The following is a 15850-nucleotide window of genomic DNA, read 5'->3' as shown; positions in this document are numbered from 1 at the left end:
TGACAGTTTCGTAAAAAAAAGATACAATAGAGCCACAAAGGAGGATACCTATGTTTTATGAAGAACTTATGATGGACCCGCAAACATTAATTAAATTTAAAATATTCCGGCGTATGCTGACTCTGCAAAACCCTAGCCACCCAATCGCACAATTGGCAAAGGAAATGGAGTTAAGCTACCAACAAGCTTTTATAGAGTTGACTGAGATCGACCAAGATCTAACTGAGTTAACTCCGGATCATATGTCGATACTCGGTCGTGGCGGTAAATTACAGCCTCAGAATATCGCGGTAACGATCGATGAATACCGCTTCTATTTATTGAATAAAAGCGTTCCGTTCTTATATGTTCTTTACATGCTGAATGAAGACAATCCTACGATCACGGATTTTTGTGCAAAATACGATGTCAGTCGTTCAACGGTGTCTCGCAAATTTGAACATCTAAAAAAACATTTGAAGCAATTTCAGCTTCGCTTTACGTACACTGAATCAAACTTAGTGGGCGATGAGCGTCTTGTGCGGCTCTCCCTATTCAATATCATTTGGTTAGGTACTCGTGGAATAGAATGGCCATTTGCGATCGCTGAGAGTGAGACAGAAAAAATGGTGGATCGATTCACGGAGTATTTCCCAATGACTCATTCTTATCTTGGCCGATTAGAGTTGAAGTATTTCGCCGCCTTGATTCTTTTACGAATCAAAAAAGGGAATTTTGCCAAATACGACAAGCGGTACAATTTCCTGATGAAAAATAATCCATATTTCGATTTTGAGCGTTTGACACAAGTCGTTGATCCTGAAGTTTCAATGACAGACAAACAATTAAAAGGCGAATCAGGGTTTATTTATTTGATGGCGCAAATCTTCCCATTCTACTTGAGTCCTGAAGAAGAAGCTTTGCAACAAACCTTGCAATTCTTTTCAAGCAAACAAAACCCAGTTTATCCGTTAGTCGCAGACTTGTTAGCAGAGATGAAAGCAACCTTCTTTGCTTCACAACCTGGCCTGTTAGACGAGCCATTGGTCGTGGGTAATTTAATCAATGTGACTTTCGGCAACTACGTTTTCCGTCAGCCGTTTCCAAATATCTATCGCTTGCTGACACCCTCGATCAATCGCGGGTCTGCTGAAGAGCAGCTGCAGCAAAAAATTGATGAATTCTTAACGAACTATCGCGAAGAATCAGCGGTGGACTATATTAATGATGAAAACCAAGAGCAGATGGCAACGATGTATACCCACGCCCTGCTGCCGTTTTATGATCAAATCCGTTATTCGAATCGTTTACGGGTAGGGGTTGCGTTAGAAGATAATTTCTTAGTCGTTCAAGGATTGAATCAATTCCTACATGACTTGACCTTCGTAGCAGCAGAACCTTATGATCTAAACCAGCAAGAAAATTATGATGTCATCGTTAGTTCCAATCAGTTGATGAAAAAACTCAAACCAGAAAAAATGAGTTATATTTGGGATTATGCGGCAGACGATCGGCAATACATTGATTTGTATCGTACGTTGAAAAACCGTTTTGATGAAAAGAACCTTTCTCTGTAACCAAACCGTTACGGTTTCTTAAGAACTTCCGAAAAGATTTGTCACAGAATATTCATATTTATCTCGTATACTCTATGTATACCAACAAACAACCCTAACTAACACTTTTTCATTTTTAACTCCTTCCCGTCGGCCACCCACCGACGGGTCTTTTTTTACTTATTTTCGCAGCAGCAAACTTAAACACTTTCCAATCTTTTCTCCACAAAAAATTCATATTTGGACAGTATAGTATACATAACCCAACAAACAACCCTAACTAACACTTTTCATTTTTACTCCTTGCCTGTCAGCTACCCACTGACAGGCTCCTTTTTTTCTTACGGGGTTTGCCGTATACTAAAGGCAGGAGGTGGCCTATGACAACAGCCATTACGACAGTTGACCAATACATTGCAGCAGCTCCAGCAGAACGACAAGCGATTTTAAGAAAGGTCCGTCAAACCATCAAAGCCGTTTTACCTGAAGCGGTTGAAAAGATCAGTTATCAAATGCCTACCTATCATCAGGGAGAAAATATCGTACATTTTGCCTGCGCCAAACAGCATCTAGGCTTTTATCCCACGCCTTCTGCGATCACGGCCTTCCAAGAGGACTTACAACCATACAAGACCAGTAAAGGGGCGGTCCAGTTTTCTTTTGCACAGCCGATCCCTTACGAACTGATCGCTGTGATGACCGCTTGGCGACTCGCAGAAGTCAAAAACAAGCACGCGTAACTAGCAATTAAAAAACCGCTATGTCTAATGACGCAGCGGTTTTTTTGCTATGCACAGGCTTGTTTACAAGCCGGGTTTTGTATTCAAGGTGCTAACTTTCAGCACATGATGCAGGGGAATAATCCGCAGCTGCTGACGGTCGCTTTGTAATTTCAAGACAACTTGTTCTTTTGCTACCGTTTTGCCGACGATCCAGCCGGTAACGGTTTCAAAACCACCCAATTTCTCTGTTTTTACTTGCAGCACGACCAGATGCTTGGCAGCGGCTGCCTCTTGCAGCGTTCGCCGGATTTCTTTGACTTTCTCAGACTGATTCTTCTTGTCAGCATCATCACTGAAAAAGGTATCCAGCAACGTTGTGGATGTCATCACAATGAGTTTGCCCAATTGTTTGATGGGCGATGGTTTCTTTTCCATTGGACATTCCTTTCTGCGCGTTGCAGCAGTTTCTAAAACCACACATACGTTCGCATTTTCATGGTTCTATTTTAGCAAATTTTTGATAAAATACAAGCGAACACGCCTTATTTTTCAGAAGAAATAACCTCTAGCCAATAAGGAATCCCCTCTTGCAGCAGTTGATAGGTCTCTTCGAAATCTCCTGTATAATAAGGATCTGGTACTTCCTCAGCCTCTTTGCCAGGAACAACACTCAAATACGAACGGATCTTTGCGGTCGTATCGGCAGGTGCTAGCGCTTGAAGTGTTTCAACATTGTTCGCATCCATGCCGATGATCCAATCAAATGTGGCAAAATCCGCTTCAATGATCTGCCTTGAAATAAGACCGTCACTAGAGATCCCTGCTTGACGCAGTCTTTTTTTGGTTCCGGGATGAGCAGAATGTCCGACTTCCCATGAGCTGGTCGCTGCCGAATCGATCTGCCAATCCAACTTGTGTTTTGCTATTTCTGCTTTATAAATAGCTTCTGCCATGGGGGAACGGCAAATATTACCTAAACAAACAAATAAAACTTTCGTCATCGCTTACTGCTCCTCTTTTTCATAGATTTGGTGGCCAAAAAATTCCACATCCTTCGCCAAACGAAACAATTGCGTCGCAATCTCTAATGGGGTCTCTGGAAAGTCGTTGTGAATCCAATTTTCCAAAATGCCTCCGCAGCCGTAGGAAAAGAATCGGCTATAAAATAGAATGTCTTGTTTCGTCAATTGCTGCTCTTGATCGACCTCCAAGAACAAGCGCTGAAAAAGCGGTTCTGTGATCTGTAAAAAACCGTTCATTAAGATCTCGCGGTCATAAGCCAGTGATTTGCGGTAAAAGGCCGGCGCTTGTTTCATTGCTTTCAGCATGCGCAAGGCGGCTTCTTCCCAGTTATCAAGGGAGACATCTTCTGTCGTCAAAAAAATCAGGGCATCTTGCCGATAGATCCATTGGATCAAAGCTTTTTTATCAGGAAAATGGTAGTAAAACGTCTGCCGATTGACTTGCGCCTTTTCGGCGATCTCCTGTACGCTGATTTTATTCACTTCTTTGGTCTCACAAAGGGTGATCAATGTCTGGCCAATCACAGCCTTCGTTTGTTTCCCATCCATCATAGGGCACCTCTTTTTCTTCTCTTTCTATCATACCAAATTTTCTAGCAAAAAAAAATCCTATCAAATGGTCCTTTTTCACAGACCTTATCCGAACACTTCGTCAGGGCAATAGATCCCTGTGTGCTTTTTGCATATGGCAGATTTCTGCAAAAAACGCCTGCCTTCATTTGAGGCAGACGCTGCTTTTGATAGTTAAACGGCAGGATGCTCACTGTGCCATTTTGGTTTGAAATTGTTCTCTGCGAATCACGCTGATTTTTTCAGTAAAATTGGCCCAATCGATGGGTCTAGGTGGTGCTAGCCATAAAATATGGTCGATCCCCAACGCACCATAAAATGGCAGGTTTGAAAGAATCAGGTGCGTGTGATCATCTGGGTAACTCTGGAATTGCACATTCAAATCGAGAATTTTTTCAATATTCTTTTTGATCATCTGGTTGTAGGAATCACCAAATGAAAAATCAACACAGACATATAAAGGAACCAAAATCTCTTTTAATGGAATCGTAGAAACTAATAAAATAAGGTATCTAAAAAACAAAAACTCTTTATTGTTCCATAAGATCGGTCGATTACGACTTTCTTCCAGATAGTTGCGGCAAAAGGCAGCATATTCAGGATACGTCTCAAGAAAATACGTGACATCCATGTATTGGTACTCATAGCGAGAACTAAAAGAAAACGACAGGAGCTGGTAATGAATCGTAGTCGTTTCGGCATGAAGCAGTGCCAACGTGTCCGTGGCTAGCGAAAACTGCTGTTGGACTGCCTGAATAAACTGCTCGTTTAATTGTTGGATATAGGTTTGTTCTTGGTCGATGTAGCTATTGTTGTCGATCAACCAGCCTTCAACGATCAAGAAGCGCAAAATATCTCGTGCCTCACGTTCTAGGACTTCTTGATCGGTGATCGTCAAGATCTCTTGTAACCAGCGCTTCAATTCTTCAATAATCACTAAATGTTTGGGTAAGACTAAATCATTTTCCACATTGTTTTGCATGTAATGTCCTTTAGACATCCGCGCCAAAACAATACCTAGATAATGTTTCTTGCGAATCCGCATGCGGGCAGACTGTTCTGGATTCAGCCAAGTACTTTCATTGAATCGATCAAAGGTTTTTTCTTTGTCCAAGATACCTTTTGGGAAAGGGGAATGGTTCAAATAATATTCCTTCATAAAAAAGAGAAAAATAAACTCCCGAATCTCACTTTCTTCACCCACCAGCTGAAACTCTTTCGTCACTTCAATGTCGTATTCTTTCAAGATCAGTTTAAACTGTTTAAATTCTTTATAGACGGGATTATGACTTAGATAGTGATTGGTAGCAAATTCGTATAAAGAAGACAATTGCTCAAAAAAGCATTCTTTCAACATAGAAAATTTTAACGCTTGATCTAGATAATAGGTCAGTAGTGTGTCTGAAGTTGCCAGCCCGGAGGCATTCAGTTTAATGACCGTCCCATCGGTCACGATCTCAAATTCCTCATTCAATCCTAGTTCATAAAAATCAAGATTCAATTCTTGAACGGTCTTATTGATCAGAAATTCCGACATGGTCAATTGGTCCATCAATGTTTCCTTCGTTTCAGAAAGAGCGACTGCGTTTTCCAAATATTGCAGCATCATCAATTTTCGTTTGTCCGCCTTATTCAAAAATGTCACAAACATGCGTTTTCAAGCCTCCGTTATTTTTTTGGCCATAAAGAACGTTTCCTGAAAATAGATAGCATAAGCTGGCAAGATACGAAGGTTTGTCATCCCCGTCACCATCCGTATTATTTCCCGGCAGTGCTAAATCGACAGCCAAACGATCCGACGCAAAAACATCTTCTAACATGACTCGTTGTGCTAAGTGCTTCTGTTTTTCCAAAAAACTGCTCTCTGGAAATGCGGATTGTTCCTGTTCTTTTTTCGGAACAGGTTCCGGTTCAGGAGCCGGCGATTCTTTGGATTCTTCCTTTTCTGCAGGCGGTTCATCTGCTTTTTCCGTACTTCCTTCTGGCGGATCCGTTGGGACGATTTCTTCTGAGGGGTCTAGCGGATTATAGATAGTCGCAAAAACAACTTGTTCTGTGACAAGATCGATCATTCCAATAATCATGCAGGCACCAATGACAAAACCAAATCTGCGTTTCATTTCTTCACCCTCCTTATCAACAGAGCTTCTTTTTGATGCTCTTTCTACGGCGCTGAACGTTTCAACAGTTTGTGAACGCCAAGCAGACATCCACTAATTATAAATAAAATAACAAATAAAAGAAACCAATTTTTTTCAGATTGTTGTTTCCATAACATTTCTTGTTTTTGAGCCAACACTCTTGCGCCTTGTGACGTACTGCCCATGGTCGCTGTGTTTTGCGACTGCCCGGCAGTTGCTTGCTCAACAGGAATCGCTGTCAGCACGTAGCGTTCTTCTGTTCGAGTAGGTGTGGGACAAGTAATCAATGTCAACTTTGGTGTCTGGTCATCTGTTAGAACCGACAAGTCGGATTCATCTACGACTTTTTTATCGATAATAATATACTGCTGGCGTTCCTCGAGGTAGGTTACGGACACTTCCATCCCCACCTGTGCTTCTAGCAATTGACCAAATAACAAACTTTGTCTACCGAGATGATGCCCTAAAACGACAAAATTGTTATTTTTTAACAAACGTTCCGGAAACATCACGACACCGCCTTTCAGCAGCTGCTGATTGGTTATCCCCACCAATAGCGGCTGCTGGAACTCGATCGCTTCAATTGCAACAAAGCCGTACCCGGTGATCGTTGCCGACTGCGGAGCCAATACATCCCCTAGAGCCGGCATTTGAATCGTTTCTTCTTCTGGAATCGTTGTCGGCAGCTGGGTCGCTATCGTCAATTCGCTTGTGCGTAATTGCCAACTGACGATGCTTTCTTTTAAAAAAGGAAGTGCCAACAAGAGGATACCTGCGATGATCAAGCCATCGATCAAGTATTTCTCAAGGTGCTCACGCTTCATCCGTTTCATTTTTTTTCTTTCGTCGGTACCATAAAAGCAGCAGTAAGGCGAGCAGCAGCAAGAGACCGCCGATCAAGAAGTAAAGCCACGTGTAATCTGTTTCGATCGTCACATCTTTCTTATTAAGATCACGAGCAACATCGCCAGTCACTGTGAATTCTTTTTCGAAGCTCCATTTATAGAGATAGCTTTCTTCCTCGCCTTCTTCATTCTCCACTTTGTATTGTCCTTCATCGCTTTTCCCACCATAGGCCACGGAAGTCAACACATAGGTCCCTGCTTCTAAACGTTGTCCTTCCAAGGAAATTGGGTACGAGAAGTTTGAATTAGGTGCCATTTGCATTCGTGAGGTATCTGAAGCATACAAGACGTCACTATCGCCTTTCTTCTTCACTTCATTGATCAACCGTAAGGAATTTAAGTAAGCTGATTCAGGATTTTGCAACGTAACATTGATGGTATTGCGAGCGTTGACTTGTCCCGGTCCAACATCCAGCAGTTTTAGATCCGGCGTGACTTCTGTTGTATTTTGACGGAGTAAAATCGCAACGACATAGGCATACTCATTCTTGATGGCTAACCCTTGGTCTTCTTCACTGTCAGCAGTATCGGTTTCCGCTGTCGTTTCTTTCAAGGTCAAACCACCGGCAATAACCCCTTCAAACGATTCTGAGGGCATACTGATCTTTAAGGGTAAGGTGATTTGGGATTGTTTCGGGATCGTGATCTCTTCCTCCACTTCAATCAAATCAGCCATATCATAAGGCAAGGTTTCGTCCGCTTCGATGTCGTTTTCGCCATATTCCACGACCCCGTTTAGATTCGTAGTAGCAGAAGCGATCACTGGCGCGATGACGACCTCTTGATCGGTGTCATTGCGCAATTGGACTTCTACAGTTTGAACCGCTCCTGGCTCCATTTTCAAGTCAAAATAAGTCTTTTCTTTATCGATTTGATTCTCTGGAATCACTGGATTGACGGCAAAGTTAAATTCAGAAGCGGTTCCTATGGTTGGTACAAAAAAGAAAATACTTGCGAATAGGAGCGCCAAAAGCTGTTTGATTTTTTTCATGATGGATGTCCCTTCTTTCTATGTATTCTCCTTGAACCCTTTCGAGGTTCAAGGAGAAAGCTGGTACTTATGGGTTGGTTGGTGTGTCTGTTAGTAACCAAGTAAATGTGGTGTTGTATTGGCTGGCATATTTCGTCGTTGAGCCTGGAACTTCCAACTCAATGCTATCCATGGCTGCAGCTAAACTATCGCCCCAGCTCATTAAATAGGTCCCTGCCCCTTCGCCATCTTGGGCACTCATCACTAAGGATTGGGCACCATTTGGATTCAATGTGATCGTTGCGCTCACATTTGATGGTTTTGGTGACAATGAAGGAGTTACCACAGTTCCCTTCGTCAAACGAATTTGCGCAGCAGTCAATTCTTGATCTTCCGCTGTTTTGAACTGACCATTTTGGCGAACATTCAATGTCCAACCGCTCTCTGTTCCCCGATTGTCTGTCACTTGGACAAAATTCGGTCCTTCTTGATTATCACCAACTGAATCCACATATTTTTGAGTTTCCGCATGGTAGATCTCTGTTTTTGAGGTGATTTTTTGTGTGCCAAAGTAAAGGCTTGAAGCAAAATCAATCGATAGCGGTCCGTTCGTTCCCGGATTTGGTCCATCTGGGTCCGTTGGATCCACTGGTTTGATTGGATTTTCTGGATCTGGATCCGTTGGGCTGATTGGATTAGTTGGATCCGTATTTGGTTCAAAGGTGATTTGTCCATTTGAGTTGTATTCTGCACTGTCCGCTGCTTGTGCCAGCACTGGTGCTGCTAGGCTTAAGCCTAATACTGAGAGAAATGCTAGTGTTTTTTTCATGTCTATACTCCTTATCCTTCCGTTCCTGGTGTATCTGATAATACCCAAGTCAATGTAGTCGTGTAGCTAACGGCATCTTTTGGGGTGCTGCCTGGTACAGAAAGTGCGACTGCTTTGGTAATATCGGCTTGTACTTCTTGATCATCTTTGTCTATTTCAGTGATCGACTCAACGCTTCCCCAAGCATTGACCCATGTCCCAGCACCTGTTTGATTTGCTGCGGTCATCACCACTGATTCAGCACCGGCTGCATCCAACGTGATCGTTGCTTCTGCCACTGGAGCAGTGACGCCAATCGCATTTGATTTAACGGCAGGGCTTGTTAGGGTGATGACAGAACCAGTCAATTCTTGATTCAACGTCGATTCATTTTTAAATTGTCCATTTTGCTTCACAGACAACCGCCAACCGGCATTACTACCGCGATTATCAGTTACTTGGACATAATTGGCAGTTTTTAATGTAGAAGCTGTGCCATCGTCATTCAAGTACCCTTGTGCTCGTGCATAATAAACTTCGTTTTTATTGGAGATTTTATTGACACCAAAATCTAAGCTAGAGGCATAATCGATCGATAACGGGCCATTTGTTCCAGGATTTGGTCCATCGGGATCGGTTGGATCCACAGGATTGACCGGGTTTTCTGGATCTGGGTTTTCTGGATTGACTGGGTTCGTCGGATCGGTATTTGGAATAAAATCAACCGCCCCATTTGAGGTGTAAGAAGCCGCTTCGGCTGCTGAAACCTCGGTTGCTGCACTCGCTGCTGCCAATACGGCAAGACTTAAAAAGACCCATGCTGTTTTTTTCATTTCTATTTGACACTCCTTTATCTTTTTTACTGAAAATCAGTGATTTTAATTGCTTTCAGGGACATTCTTTAAATTCCAAGTCAATGTCGTCCGATACTCTTTGGCTAATTTTACGGAACTGCCTGGTACGTTTAATTTTACTGCCGTTGACCCTTCCGTTGCATCGTTCCCAAACTTGTAAATCCAAGTTCCCATTCCTTTTCCGACAGGTGCATTGACCAAGGTGATTTCACTATCGGGTACAAAGGTATGACTTGCAGTAACTGTTGGTGCATACTGCATATCGGTGACTGAAGTTGCTGCACCTGAGGCGATCGATAATGAAGCGCCGACTAGCTCTTCGTCATCAGCCGTTTTGAATTGTCCGTTTTGCACAACACTCAATGACCAACCTTCTTGCGTTCCTCGTTTATCTGTTACTTGCACATAGTTTGGTCCAGCAGCGCCAGCTGTGAACTCTTGCAGCTGTGCGTAATAATCTTTTGTTTCAGAAGTAATCAGTTGGTTGCCAAATTGAAAACTTGAAGCAAAATCAATCGATAATGGTCCAGCTGTTCCAGGATTTGGTCCATCTGGATCGGTTGGATCGACGGGATCCACTGGTTTTTCTGGATCGGTCGGATCAACTGGATTGGTTGGATTCGGGTCCGCTTCAAAAGTGATTGCTCCATTTGAAGTGTATTCAGCGGCATTAACGGTTGTTGGTAACAGAGCAGTGCTCATCAATAGAATGCCTGCCGTCAAGAAAAGTTTTTTCATTTTTTGTTCTCCTTTTGATTAAAATGATTCCTGCTGCCAACAAAACGACAAGACCACTGCTTTGATAGCTATTGAAGTGATCTGATCCTGTTGCCGGCAGAATATTGTTGCCTTTTTGATTAACTTGTTTATTCCCTGGCTGTTCTTTTACGGGCTCTTCTGGCTCCTCAACTGGTTCTTCATAGACGCCGAAAAAGGAAGTAATGCCATTGCTGTCATAAGCACCTGCTTCGGCTGCTGAAACGAGCTGAGGAAATATTAATAGACAGCCAGCAATAATACCGATCATGATTTTTTTCATTTGTTTTCCTGCCTTTATGGGTTGCCAGGTGCCGAAACCAGCTGCCAGCTCAGGGTTCCTTGATAGTCCCCAACTTTTTGCTGTTCGACTGGAACGGTAAGCTTGATTCCTTCATTCTGACTTTCGCCCCAGTGCTGATTCACGACGTATGTGCCATTTTCTGTCAATTCCGTTTCCTCGATGATCATTTCCCCACTGGTTATCATCTGTTCTTGACCGTTTGTCACAAAGCGGAAGACATCGGTTAATTGATCTGTCCCATCCGTTAATGGCTGTTGCTCTTTGACCGTCAAGCGCCATGGACTCCGTTCGGACCCTCTCGTATCTTTCACCGCTAGCTCACCTGTGATCGTTGGCCAATAATCTTGTGTTTCTGTGGCAACTTTCTGCTGCCCAAAATCAAAGTCTGTTGGCACACTGCTTAAAATAAGCTCGCCGGCAACTGCGACATTGACGACTTTTTCTGCCCGTTGACTGCCTGCTTCATAATGGTAAGCCGTTGATACATTTTTCAACAGCTCATCTTCCGTTGCTTGCTGGATCGCGGCAAAAGCTTGCGGATCGACAGTCGGTGGTATATTTGCTCGATTATCTGCAAAAATCGTGGTTGCTTGGGTATAGTCTGCCAAAGCGGCTTCATCTGTCAGCGCCGTTGCTTCTGGTAAGGTCAAACGGACATCTTTTGCATAGACGGCAAATTGCCGATCAGCAGAAATGACACTTTCATTTTTGACCACCACCAGATTCACGGTAGTTTCTTCCTGATTCTGATCGTTTTCCCCTACTGAAAAAGTGATCGCTTGTTTGCGGTAGACCGCTGTTTCTAACGGTTCTTGAATCGCAGCTAAGACCTCATCTGTCAGCGTATCCTTAAAGAAAGGACGCCCGCTGGCTTCGAGATAAGTCACGGCTTGTTCTTTGGTCAGCGATTGTGCCTCTTGCTCTGTAAGGATCACATTGCGGGCTTGGACTTCCGCCTTATTTGAGTAGCGGACACTAATATCGTAACTATACTCCCCATCAGGACTCGTCCAGTCAACTGGCTCTGAATCTGGTTGTTCCGTCAACTGCTGATCCGTGCTATCCAGCTTGCTGGATTTGATTTGCCCCGCATAGACCCATGAACCGGACGTTTGGGTTTCTGGTGTAAACGTCAATGTTGGCAATTCCGTTACCGTGTAGGGAATCAATAAACGCCCTTTTTGCACCTGTGTCCCCGCCTGCTCAGTTCCCCATGCTTGCAAGGTCAGCGGCGTATTGTTCTCTTTGACTGCCGTTACATTGTGACTAATGGCGCCAATCCCGTTAGCGACTCCCGGTGTTTCGACTTCGTAGTTAATGATCGAACCTGGTATCGCAATACCGTACCCGTTGGCTGCATTGGTCACATCGTTGTCCCCGATGAAGGTTTTCCCAGTCGCTTTTTCGATCCCGCTGAAGTTGATTGGCGTGATCGCTGCAGCATTAGCAGCAGTTGGATTTATAGTCAGTACTTGATAGGCACTAACCGCTCCAAACCACGTCCCTTGACTGTTGACTCGAGAACCTGCATCATTGGTCGTCGTTTTCAGCCACGTTAAATGATCTTTGTCCGTATCTGGTGTTGCGAAATCTGAAAGATTGATTCGCCCCGTTCCCGGCGGTGACTCAATCGTCCCTTTGTCTTCCACCGTTAACTTCGCGCCTGAAATCAAATTCGTTGCAGAAGAAATACCGATACCGGCATCCTTGGAAAGATGGATGTCACCGAACTGATGATAGGTCGTTGCGTGATTGACAGCAGTGGCTGAACGGCCATTCTTGATGTCTCCCCCATTGGCCATTAGCTTGATGCCGTTTGTCACATTCAATTCGGTAAAGTTGACGATTCCCAGACCCGTCACAGCGATTGGATCAGTTTGATAAGAAGCTGTCCCATCGACATTTTCACCAAAGCTCATCTTCACTTGATTGCTGCTGTTGGCTACGATCGTGTTCGTAAAGTTGTCTGACGCATTTCCGCCTGAAATCCCATTGATACTTTTGGCTCCTTGAACCCGCATTTCGACATCTCTTAAAATTTGGCTGGAAGAAATATTGGAATAGTACGTGGTGTATAAATTCCCGATACTTGATCCTTCTGCCTGGATATTCATATAAATTTTACCGCTTCTTGTATTGCTAGCAGTCCGTCCACCATCGCCATAGATCGTTGCACCATTCAGTGCATCTGAGCCCGGCTTTGTGTATATGTTCAATGTAATCGTATTGGAGCTGTCGGTCCCAACGATATTCGTACTGTTAAACGGATTACCTCCTGAGATATTCGTTCCTGAAGGAAGGGCAAACTCACCATCGTAATCTCTCAAATCCAATGTCAAACTAGCATTTCCTAATAACCGTCCATTGTTCGTAACACCGCCTGAAAAACCATTAGACCCTGTACGCGGGGTGCCTGAGAAGTTCCCGCCAAACACTCGATTATCTGAGTTTCCGTTAATAGTGTGGGAAGAAGCGACACCATAAGAGGCACCGAGTGAAGCATTGATCACCCCATCATAAACCGTTACTGCGACATTGCCGGTCACTAATAAGTCATCCCAGCCGCCACCAGATAAAAACCAGTCTACTTGCCCATTATTTACTGTCGTTCGTCCATCTCCGTAAACGCGGCGTCCAGTATACCCTGTTCCTTCTAGCGTATCGACGATCCCCGAATTCAAAGTATTGGAAGAATTCCCCTCAATGACACCTGAGAAGGAGCCACCGTAGGTCCAGCGAGCAACCGTGTTATTTAAGATCGTTTTGGTATTTCCTTTAATATAGATATCCCAAGCCGTACCAGGATAACCACCGCCACCAACGATGTCCCAACCAGAGGCGTTTCCTCTTGTTTTGTTGGTTGTTGAGTAATCTAGATTCGTTGGTCTGGTTCCTGTGTAAGCAATCCCATCTCCACCAGGACTACCATCCGAAGTGATCGTGCCAACTTCAATCGTCGTATTTCCTTCAACATAGCCGCCTCGACCAGCTGCCGTCGAATAAATCGCGCCATTTGAAAAGGAACCACTGACTAGATGAGAAGTGATATCGCCATAAACTTTAAAACTTGCCGCTGCTTCTGCCAGTGCTGCTCGTTGTTCCGGGGTATAATTGTCATACGTCGTCGTATTCGAAGCCCCCATTGAACTTTGAGTCAAGGTACTAACGTTGTTTCCCCCGCCGCCGTTAAAATCACCAATCCCACCGACGCTCGCACTCGGTCCTGCTTTCACGGTGTTAACGATGTTCCCTGTGATGGTACCAGTATTCCGATTGCCACCTTCAAAATCACTACGTCCAGTGGAATAACTGCTAGCATCTAGGTTAGTCACGATGGCATCCTTAGAACGATCAGAGCCGATGTTGCCATAAAATGAACCGCCTATGAAACGATTGGCTGTGCCTGACCAACCGCCTGCACCAGAGATCGTACTACGGATGGTGCCACCGATATTTCCATATTGAACGCCACCAGTAAAAGCACTTAAGCGAAAGCTTGTATTGGTCGTCTGGATCGTCGTTTCAACATTTCCTGTCACATTGGCTGTATTGGAAGCATTTGTTCCAAGACCACCGCCATAATAACTGCCTAATGTCCCATTCAAGCGATTGATTGCAACATTCGTGTTCCCATCAATCGTACCAATATTGGCACCTCCTGCAATCGTACTGATGCCGCCCACCGTATTATTTACGACAATCGCTGTATTCCCAGTCAATGTACCACCGCTTTGATTCCCACCATAGATGTTCCAAGTTCCAGAGCCTGTCGCATTTACAGTGATCGTCGGATTTCCAGTAAGGTCGCCATTGTTACTTCCTCCATAAATAGAAAGGCCATTGCCGGTGGAACCACCGTTCAAGGAAAGACTATGTCCATTCATGTACATTCTCGTCCCCGTATAGTTGAGGTTTCGAATCACTACATCAGAACCGAAGTAGATATCCGTGCCAAGTGCAACTGTTCGACTACCAGAAGTCAACGTTGTTGCATCTGCGATGGGATCATCACTATGCCCTGTGATGATCAAGCGGCTGACTTTTCCTTGTAGTGCATAAAAAGTCATGTTGGTATTATCCACTGTATCTGGAATCGTTTTTGAAGTCAGATTCGTTGGCAAATTCAGTAACGCTGAGCCAGAGCCGACATACAAAGCAAATTCTTGACCATTGCCGTTTTGATACATATCAAACAACGCTTGACGAATCCCTTCAGCACTATTGGTGTATTCTGCATATGCTGAATCATCTCCAGCTGGACTTGGTACAGCGATCACTTTCGTTTTATCGGCTTCTGCAATGATCTCTTTGATCGATTGTTCTGCCAACGAGATGTCCGCCGCTCTTGCCTTAACAGTCGGTTTAAAAACAGCGGTCAAGGTTTGATTCTCCGTGAGAATCAATTCGGTCAGCGCTTGACTTGTATAGACCGTACCGTCTAACGCCCATCCTTCAAAATTCCTATCATCTTCAAAAGCCGGCAGTTCACTTTCTTTTAATGCTTCCCCTTTATTTTTGCTGATCTGGATGCGAGTTTTTCTGGTAGCAAATACATGCTCAGTATCTGTTAGAAAGGTCACCTGGACTTCTTCTACAGCTTCGGATGACTCTTCTGTCTCAGAAGAAGATGTCTCAGTGGTTGCTGCAGTCGAATCTGCCGAAGCAGCTTCGCTAGATTCTTGTATTTCCGTTTGATTGGTTTCTTCCTGATTGTCGGTTGATGAAGCGACCGGCTCAGCAGAAGAAATCATTTGTTCTTCACTTGTTTTTGTAACACTTTCGGCTTGTGCCACTACCATTGCATATGAAAAACAAGGACCTGATGTTAGTAGAAAAACAAGCAAAGTTGTTAAAAACCGTTTCACTTTATCCCTCCTATCTAAAAAAATGAACGTATCGCGCAGTGCACGCCCTGTGTTACAACTCTTAGTTTAGCGATTTCAAGAAAAAAAATTATAATTCTTTTTTTCTCCCACTCAAAATTATGATTATAATTGTTTTTTCATAATTAAAAATATCTAACAATTTCCATTTATAATGAACTTATTTTTAATTTAAAAACTTCTTTGAAGAAAACCTATTTTAAAAACCTTTTTTTGCAAACAATGAGTATCAAGGATTCATTCATCCTTACAGATAATACAAAAAACGAGGAATAAATCAAGAGAGAAAATGAGCGTTACATTAGAAAAATAAATTAAAATCCAAAAAAATTGACAAATAGAACATCAGTTATAATTTAAATAGCTAAAACTAACTAATA

Annotated in this window: 14 protein-coding genes; 2 read left to right on the top strand and 12 right to left on the bottom strand. The window is 43.5% G+C overall.

What is annotated here, in order from left to right; genetic code table 11:
• Window positions 1-50: 50 nt before the first annotated feature.
• Both IGJ74_RS01785 and IGJ74_RS01780 read left to right on the top strand, forming a co-directional pair.
• Entirely contained in the window at window positions 51-1556 is a 1506-nt protein-coding gene (locus tag IGJ74_RS01785; protein WP_005232342.1) for a helix-turn-helix domain-containing protein, read from the top strand.
• A gap of 359 nt (window positions 1557-1915) precedes the next feature.
• Window positions 1916-2275: an iron chaperone gene (locus tag IGJ74_RS01780; protein WP_005232344.1), complete on the top strand. Its 360-nt coding sequence runs from the start codon at window positions 1916-1918 to the stop codon at window positions 2273-2275.
• A 63-nt stretch (window positions 2276-2338) separates the two neighbouring features.
• On the opposite strand, the gene IGJ74_RS01775 is transcribed toward IGJ74_RS01780, so the two are convergent.
• The 12 genes from IGJ74_RS01775 to IGJ74_RS01720 all read right to left on the bottom strand — a co-directional run bounded on the left by IGJ74_RS01775 (window position 2339) and on the right by IGJ74_RS01720 (window position 15452).
• The gene (locus IGJ74_RS01775; protein ID WP_005232346.1) at window positions 2339-2692 is read right to left on the bottom strand and encodes a hypothetical protein; all 354 of its coding nucleotides are present in this window, start codon (window positions 2690-2692) and stop codon (window positions 2339-2341) included.
• Between the two features lie 107 nt (window positions 2693-2799).
• Window positions 2800-3258, bottom strand: a complete 459-nt coding sequence (locus IGJ74_RS01770) for a low molecular weight protein-tyrosine-phosphatase (RefSeq protein WP_430608679.1) — start codon at window positions 3256-3258, stop codon at window positions 2800-2802.
• A gap of 3 nt (window positions 3259-3261) precedes the next feature.
• The gene (locus IGJ74_RS01765) at window positions 3262-3831 is read right to left on the bottom strand and encodes a TetR/AcrR family transcriptional regulator (protein WP_005227190.1); all 570 of its coding nucleotides are present in this window, start codon (window positions 3829-3831) and stop codon (window positions 3262-3264) included.
• Between the two features lie 208 nt (window positions 3832-4039).
• On the bottom strand, window positions 4040-5500 hold the full coding sequence (locus IGJ74_RS01760; protein WP_016619638.1) for a helix-turn-helix domain-containing protein: 1461 nt from the start codon (window positions 5498-5500) through the stop codon (window positions 4040-4042).
• Complete coding sequence (locus IGJ74_RS01755) at window positions 5478-5969, bottom strand: hypothetical protein (protein ID WP_016611451.1); 492 nt, start codon at window positions 5967-5969, stop codon at window positions 5478-5480. The genes IGJ74_RS01760 and IGJ74_RS01755 overlap by 23 nt, the downstream gene beginning before the upstream one ends.
• Before the next feature lie 44 nt (window positions 5970-6013).
• Window positions 6014-6814 (bottom strand): class A sortase, encoded by an 801-nt coding sequence (locus tag IGJ74_RS01750; protein ID WP_016611452.1) that lies wholly within the window; start codon window positions 6812-6814, stop codon window positions 6014-6016.
• Window positions 6804-7886: a DUF916 and DUF3324 domain-containing protein gene (locus IGJ74_RS01745; protein WP_016611453.1), complete on the bottom strand. Its 1083-nt coding sequence runs from the start codon at window positions 7884-7886 to the stop codon at window positions 6804-6806. The genes IGJ74_RS01750 and IGJ74_RS01745 overlap by 11 nt, the downstream gene beginning before the upstream one ends.
• Before the next feature lie 67 nt (window positions 7887-7953).
• Entirely contained in the window at window positions 7954-8694 is a 741-nt protein-coding gene (locus IGJ74_RS01740; protein ID WP_005232357.1) for a WxL domain-containing protein, read from the bottom strand.
• An 11-nt stretch (window positions 8695-8705) separates the two neighbouring features.
• Window positions 8706-9506, bottom strand: a complete 801-nt coding sequence (locus IGJ74_RS01735) for a WxL domain-containing protein (protein WP_008376256.1) — start codon at window positions 9504-9506, stop codon at window positions 8706-8708.
• A gap of 45 nt (window positions 9507-9551) precedes the next feature.
• Window positions 9552-10265: a WxL domain-containing protein gene (locus IGJ74_RS01730; protein WP_016609549.1), complete on the bottom strand. Its 714-nt coding sequence runs from the start codon at window positions 10263-10265 to the stop codon at window positions 9552-9554.
• Window positions 10198-10566 carry an LPXTG cell wall anchor domain-containing protein gene (locus IGJ74_RS01725; RefSeq protein WP_008376260.1) on the bottom strand — a complete coding sequence of 123 codons (369 nt, stop codon included), beginning with the start codon at window positions 10564-10566 and terminating at the stop codon, window positions 10198-10200. Before IGJ74_RS01725 ends, IGJ74_RS01730 begins: the two co-directional genes overlap by 68 nt.
• A gap of 14 nt (window positions 10567-10580) precedes the next feature.
• A complete protein-coding gene (locus tag IGJ74_RS01720) occupies window positions 10581-15452 on the bottom strand; it encodes a WxL domain-containing protein (protein ID WP_254910626.1) in 4872 nt (1623 codons plus the stop codon).
• Window positions 15453-15850: the final 398 nt, after the last annotated feature.

The organism is Enterococcus sp. AZ009 (assembly GCF_050548785.1).
Lineage (GTDB): Bacteria > Bacillota > Bacilli > Lactobacillales > Enterococcaceae > Enterococcus_D > Enterococcus_D entomosocium.
The sequence above is the reverse complement of the archived record's forward strand: the minus strand, read 5'-3'. Positions and strand labels throughout refer to the sequence as shown.

Excerpts from the sequence above, each read along its gene's own strand:
- IGJ74_RS01785 (WP_005232342.1), top strand. The coding sequence starts at position 51 with ATGTTTTATGAAGAACTTATGATGGACCCGCAAACATTAATTAAATTT.
- IGJ74_RS01780 (WP_005232344.1), top strand. The coding sequence starts at position 1,916 with ATGACAACAGCCATTACGACAGTTGACCAATACATTGCAGCAGCTCCA.
- IGJ74_RS01775 (WP_005232346.1), bottom strand. The coding sequence starts at position 2,692 with ATGGAAAAGAAACCATCGCCCATCAAACAATTGGGCAAACTCATTGTG.
- IGJ74_RS01770 (WP_430608679.1), bottom strand. The coding sequence starts at position 3,258 with ATGACGAAAGTTTTATTTGTTTGTTTAGGTAATATTTGCCGTTCCCCC.
- IGJ74_RS01765 (WP_005227190.1), bottom strand. The coding sequence starts at position 3,831 with ATGATGGATGGGAAACAAACGAAGGCTGTGATTGGCCAGACATTGATC.
- IGJ74_RS01760 (WP_016619638.1), bottom strand. The coding sequence starts at position 5,500 with ATGTTTGTGACATTTTTGAATAAGGCGGACAAACGAAAATTGATGATG.
- IGJ74_RS01755 (WP_016611451.1), bottom strand. The coding sequence starts at position 5,969 with ATGAAACGCAGATTTGGTTTTGTCATTGGTGCCTGCATGATTATTGGA.
- IGJ74_RS01750 (WP_016611452.1), bottom strand. The coding sequence starts at position 6,814 with ATGAAGCGTGAGCACCTTGAGAAATACTTGATCGATGGCTTGATCATC.
- IGJ74_RS01745 (WP_016611453.1), bottom strand. The coding sequence starts at position 7,886 with ATGAAAAAAATCAAACAGCTTTTGGCGCTCCTATTCGCAAGTATTTTC.
- IGJ74_RS01740 (WP_005232357.1), bottom strand. The coding sequence starts at position 8,694 with ATGAAAAAAACACTAGCATTTCTCTCAGTATTAGGCTTAAGCCTAGCA.
- IGJ74_RS01735 (WP_008376256.1), bottom strand. The coding sequence starts at position 9,506 with ATGAAAAAAACAGCATGGGTCTTTTTAAGTCTTGCCGTATTGGCAGCA.
- IGJ74_RS01730 (WP_016609549.1), bottom strand. The coding sequence starts at position 10,265 with ATGAAAAAACTTTTCTTGACGGCAGGCATTCTATTGATGAGCACTGCT.
- IGJ74_RS01725 (WP_008376260.1), bottom strand. The coding sequence starts at position 10,566 with ATGAAAAAAATCATGATCGGTATTATTGCTGGCTGTCTATTAATATTT.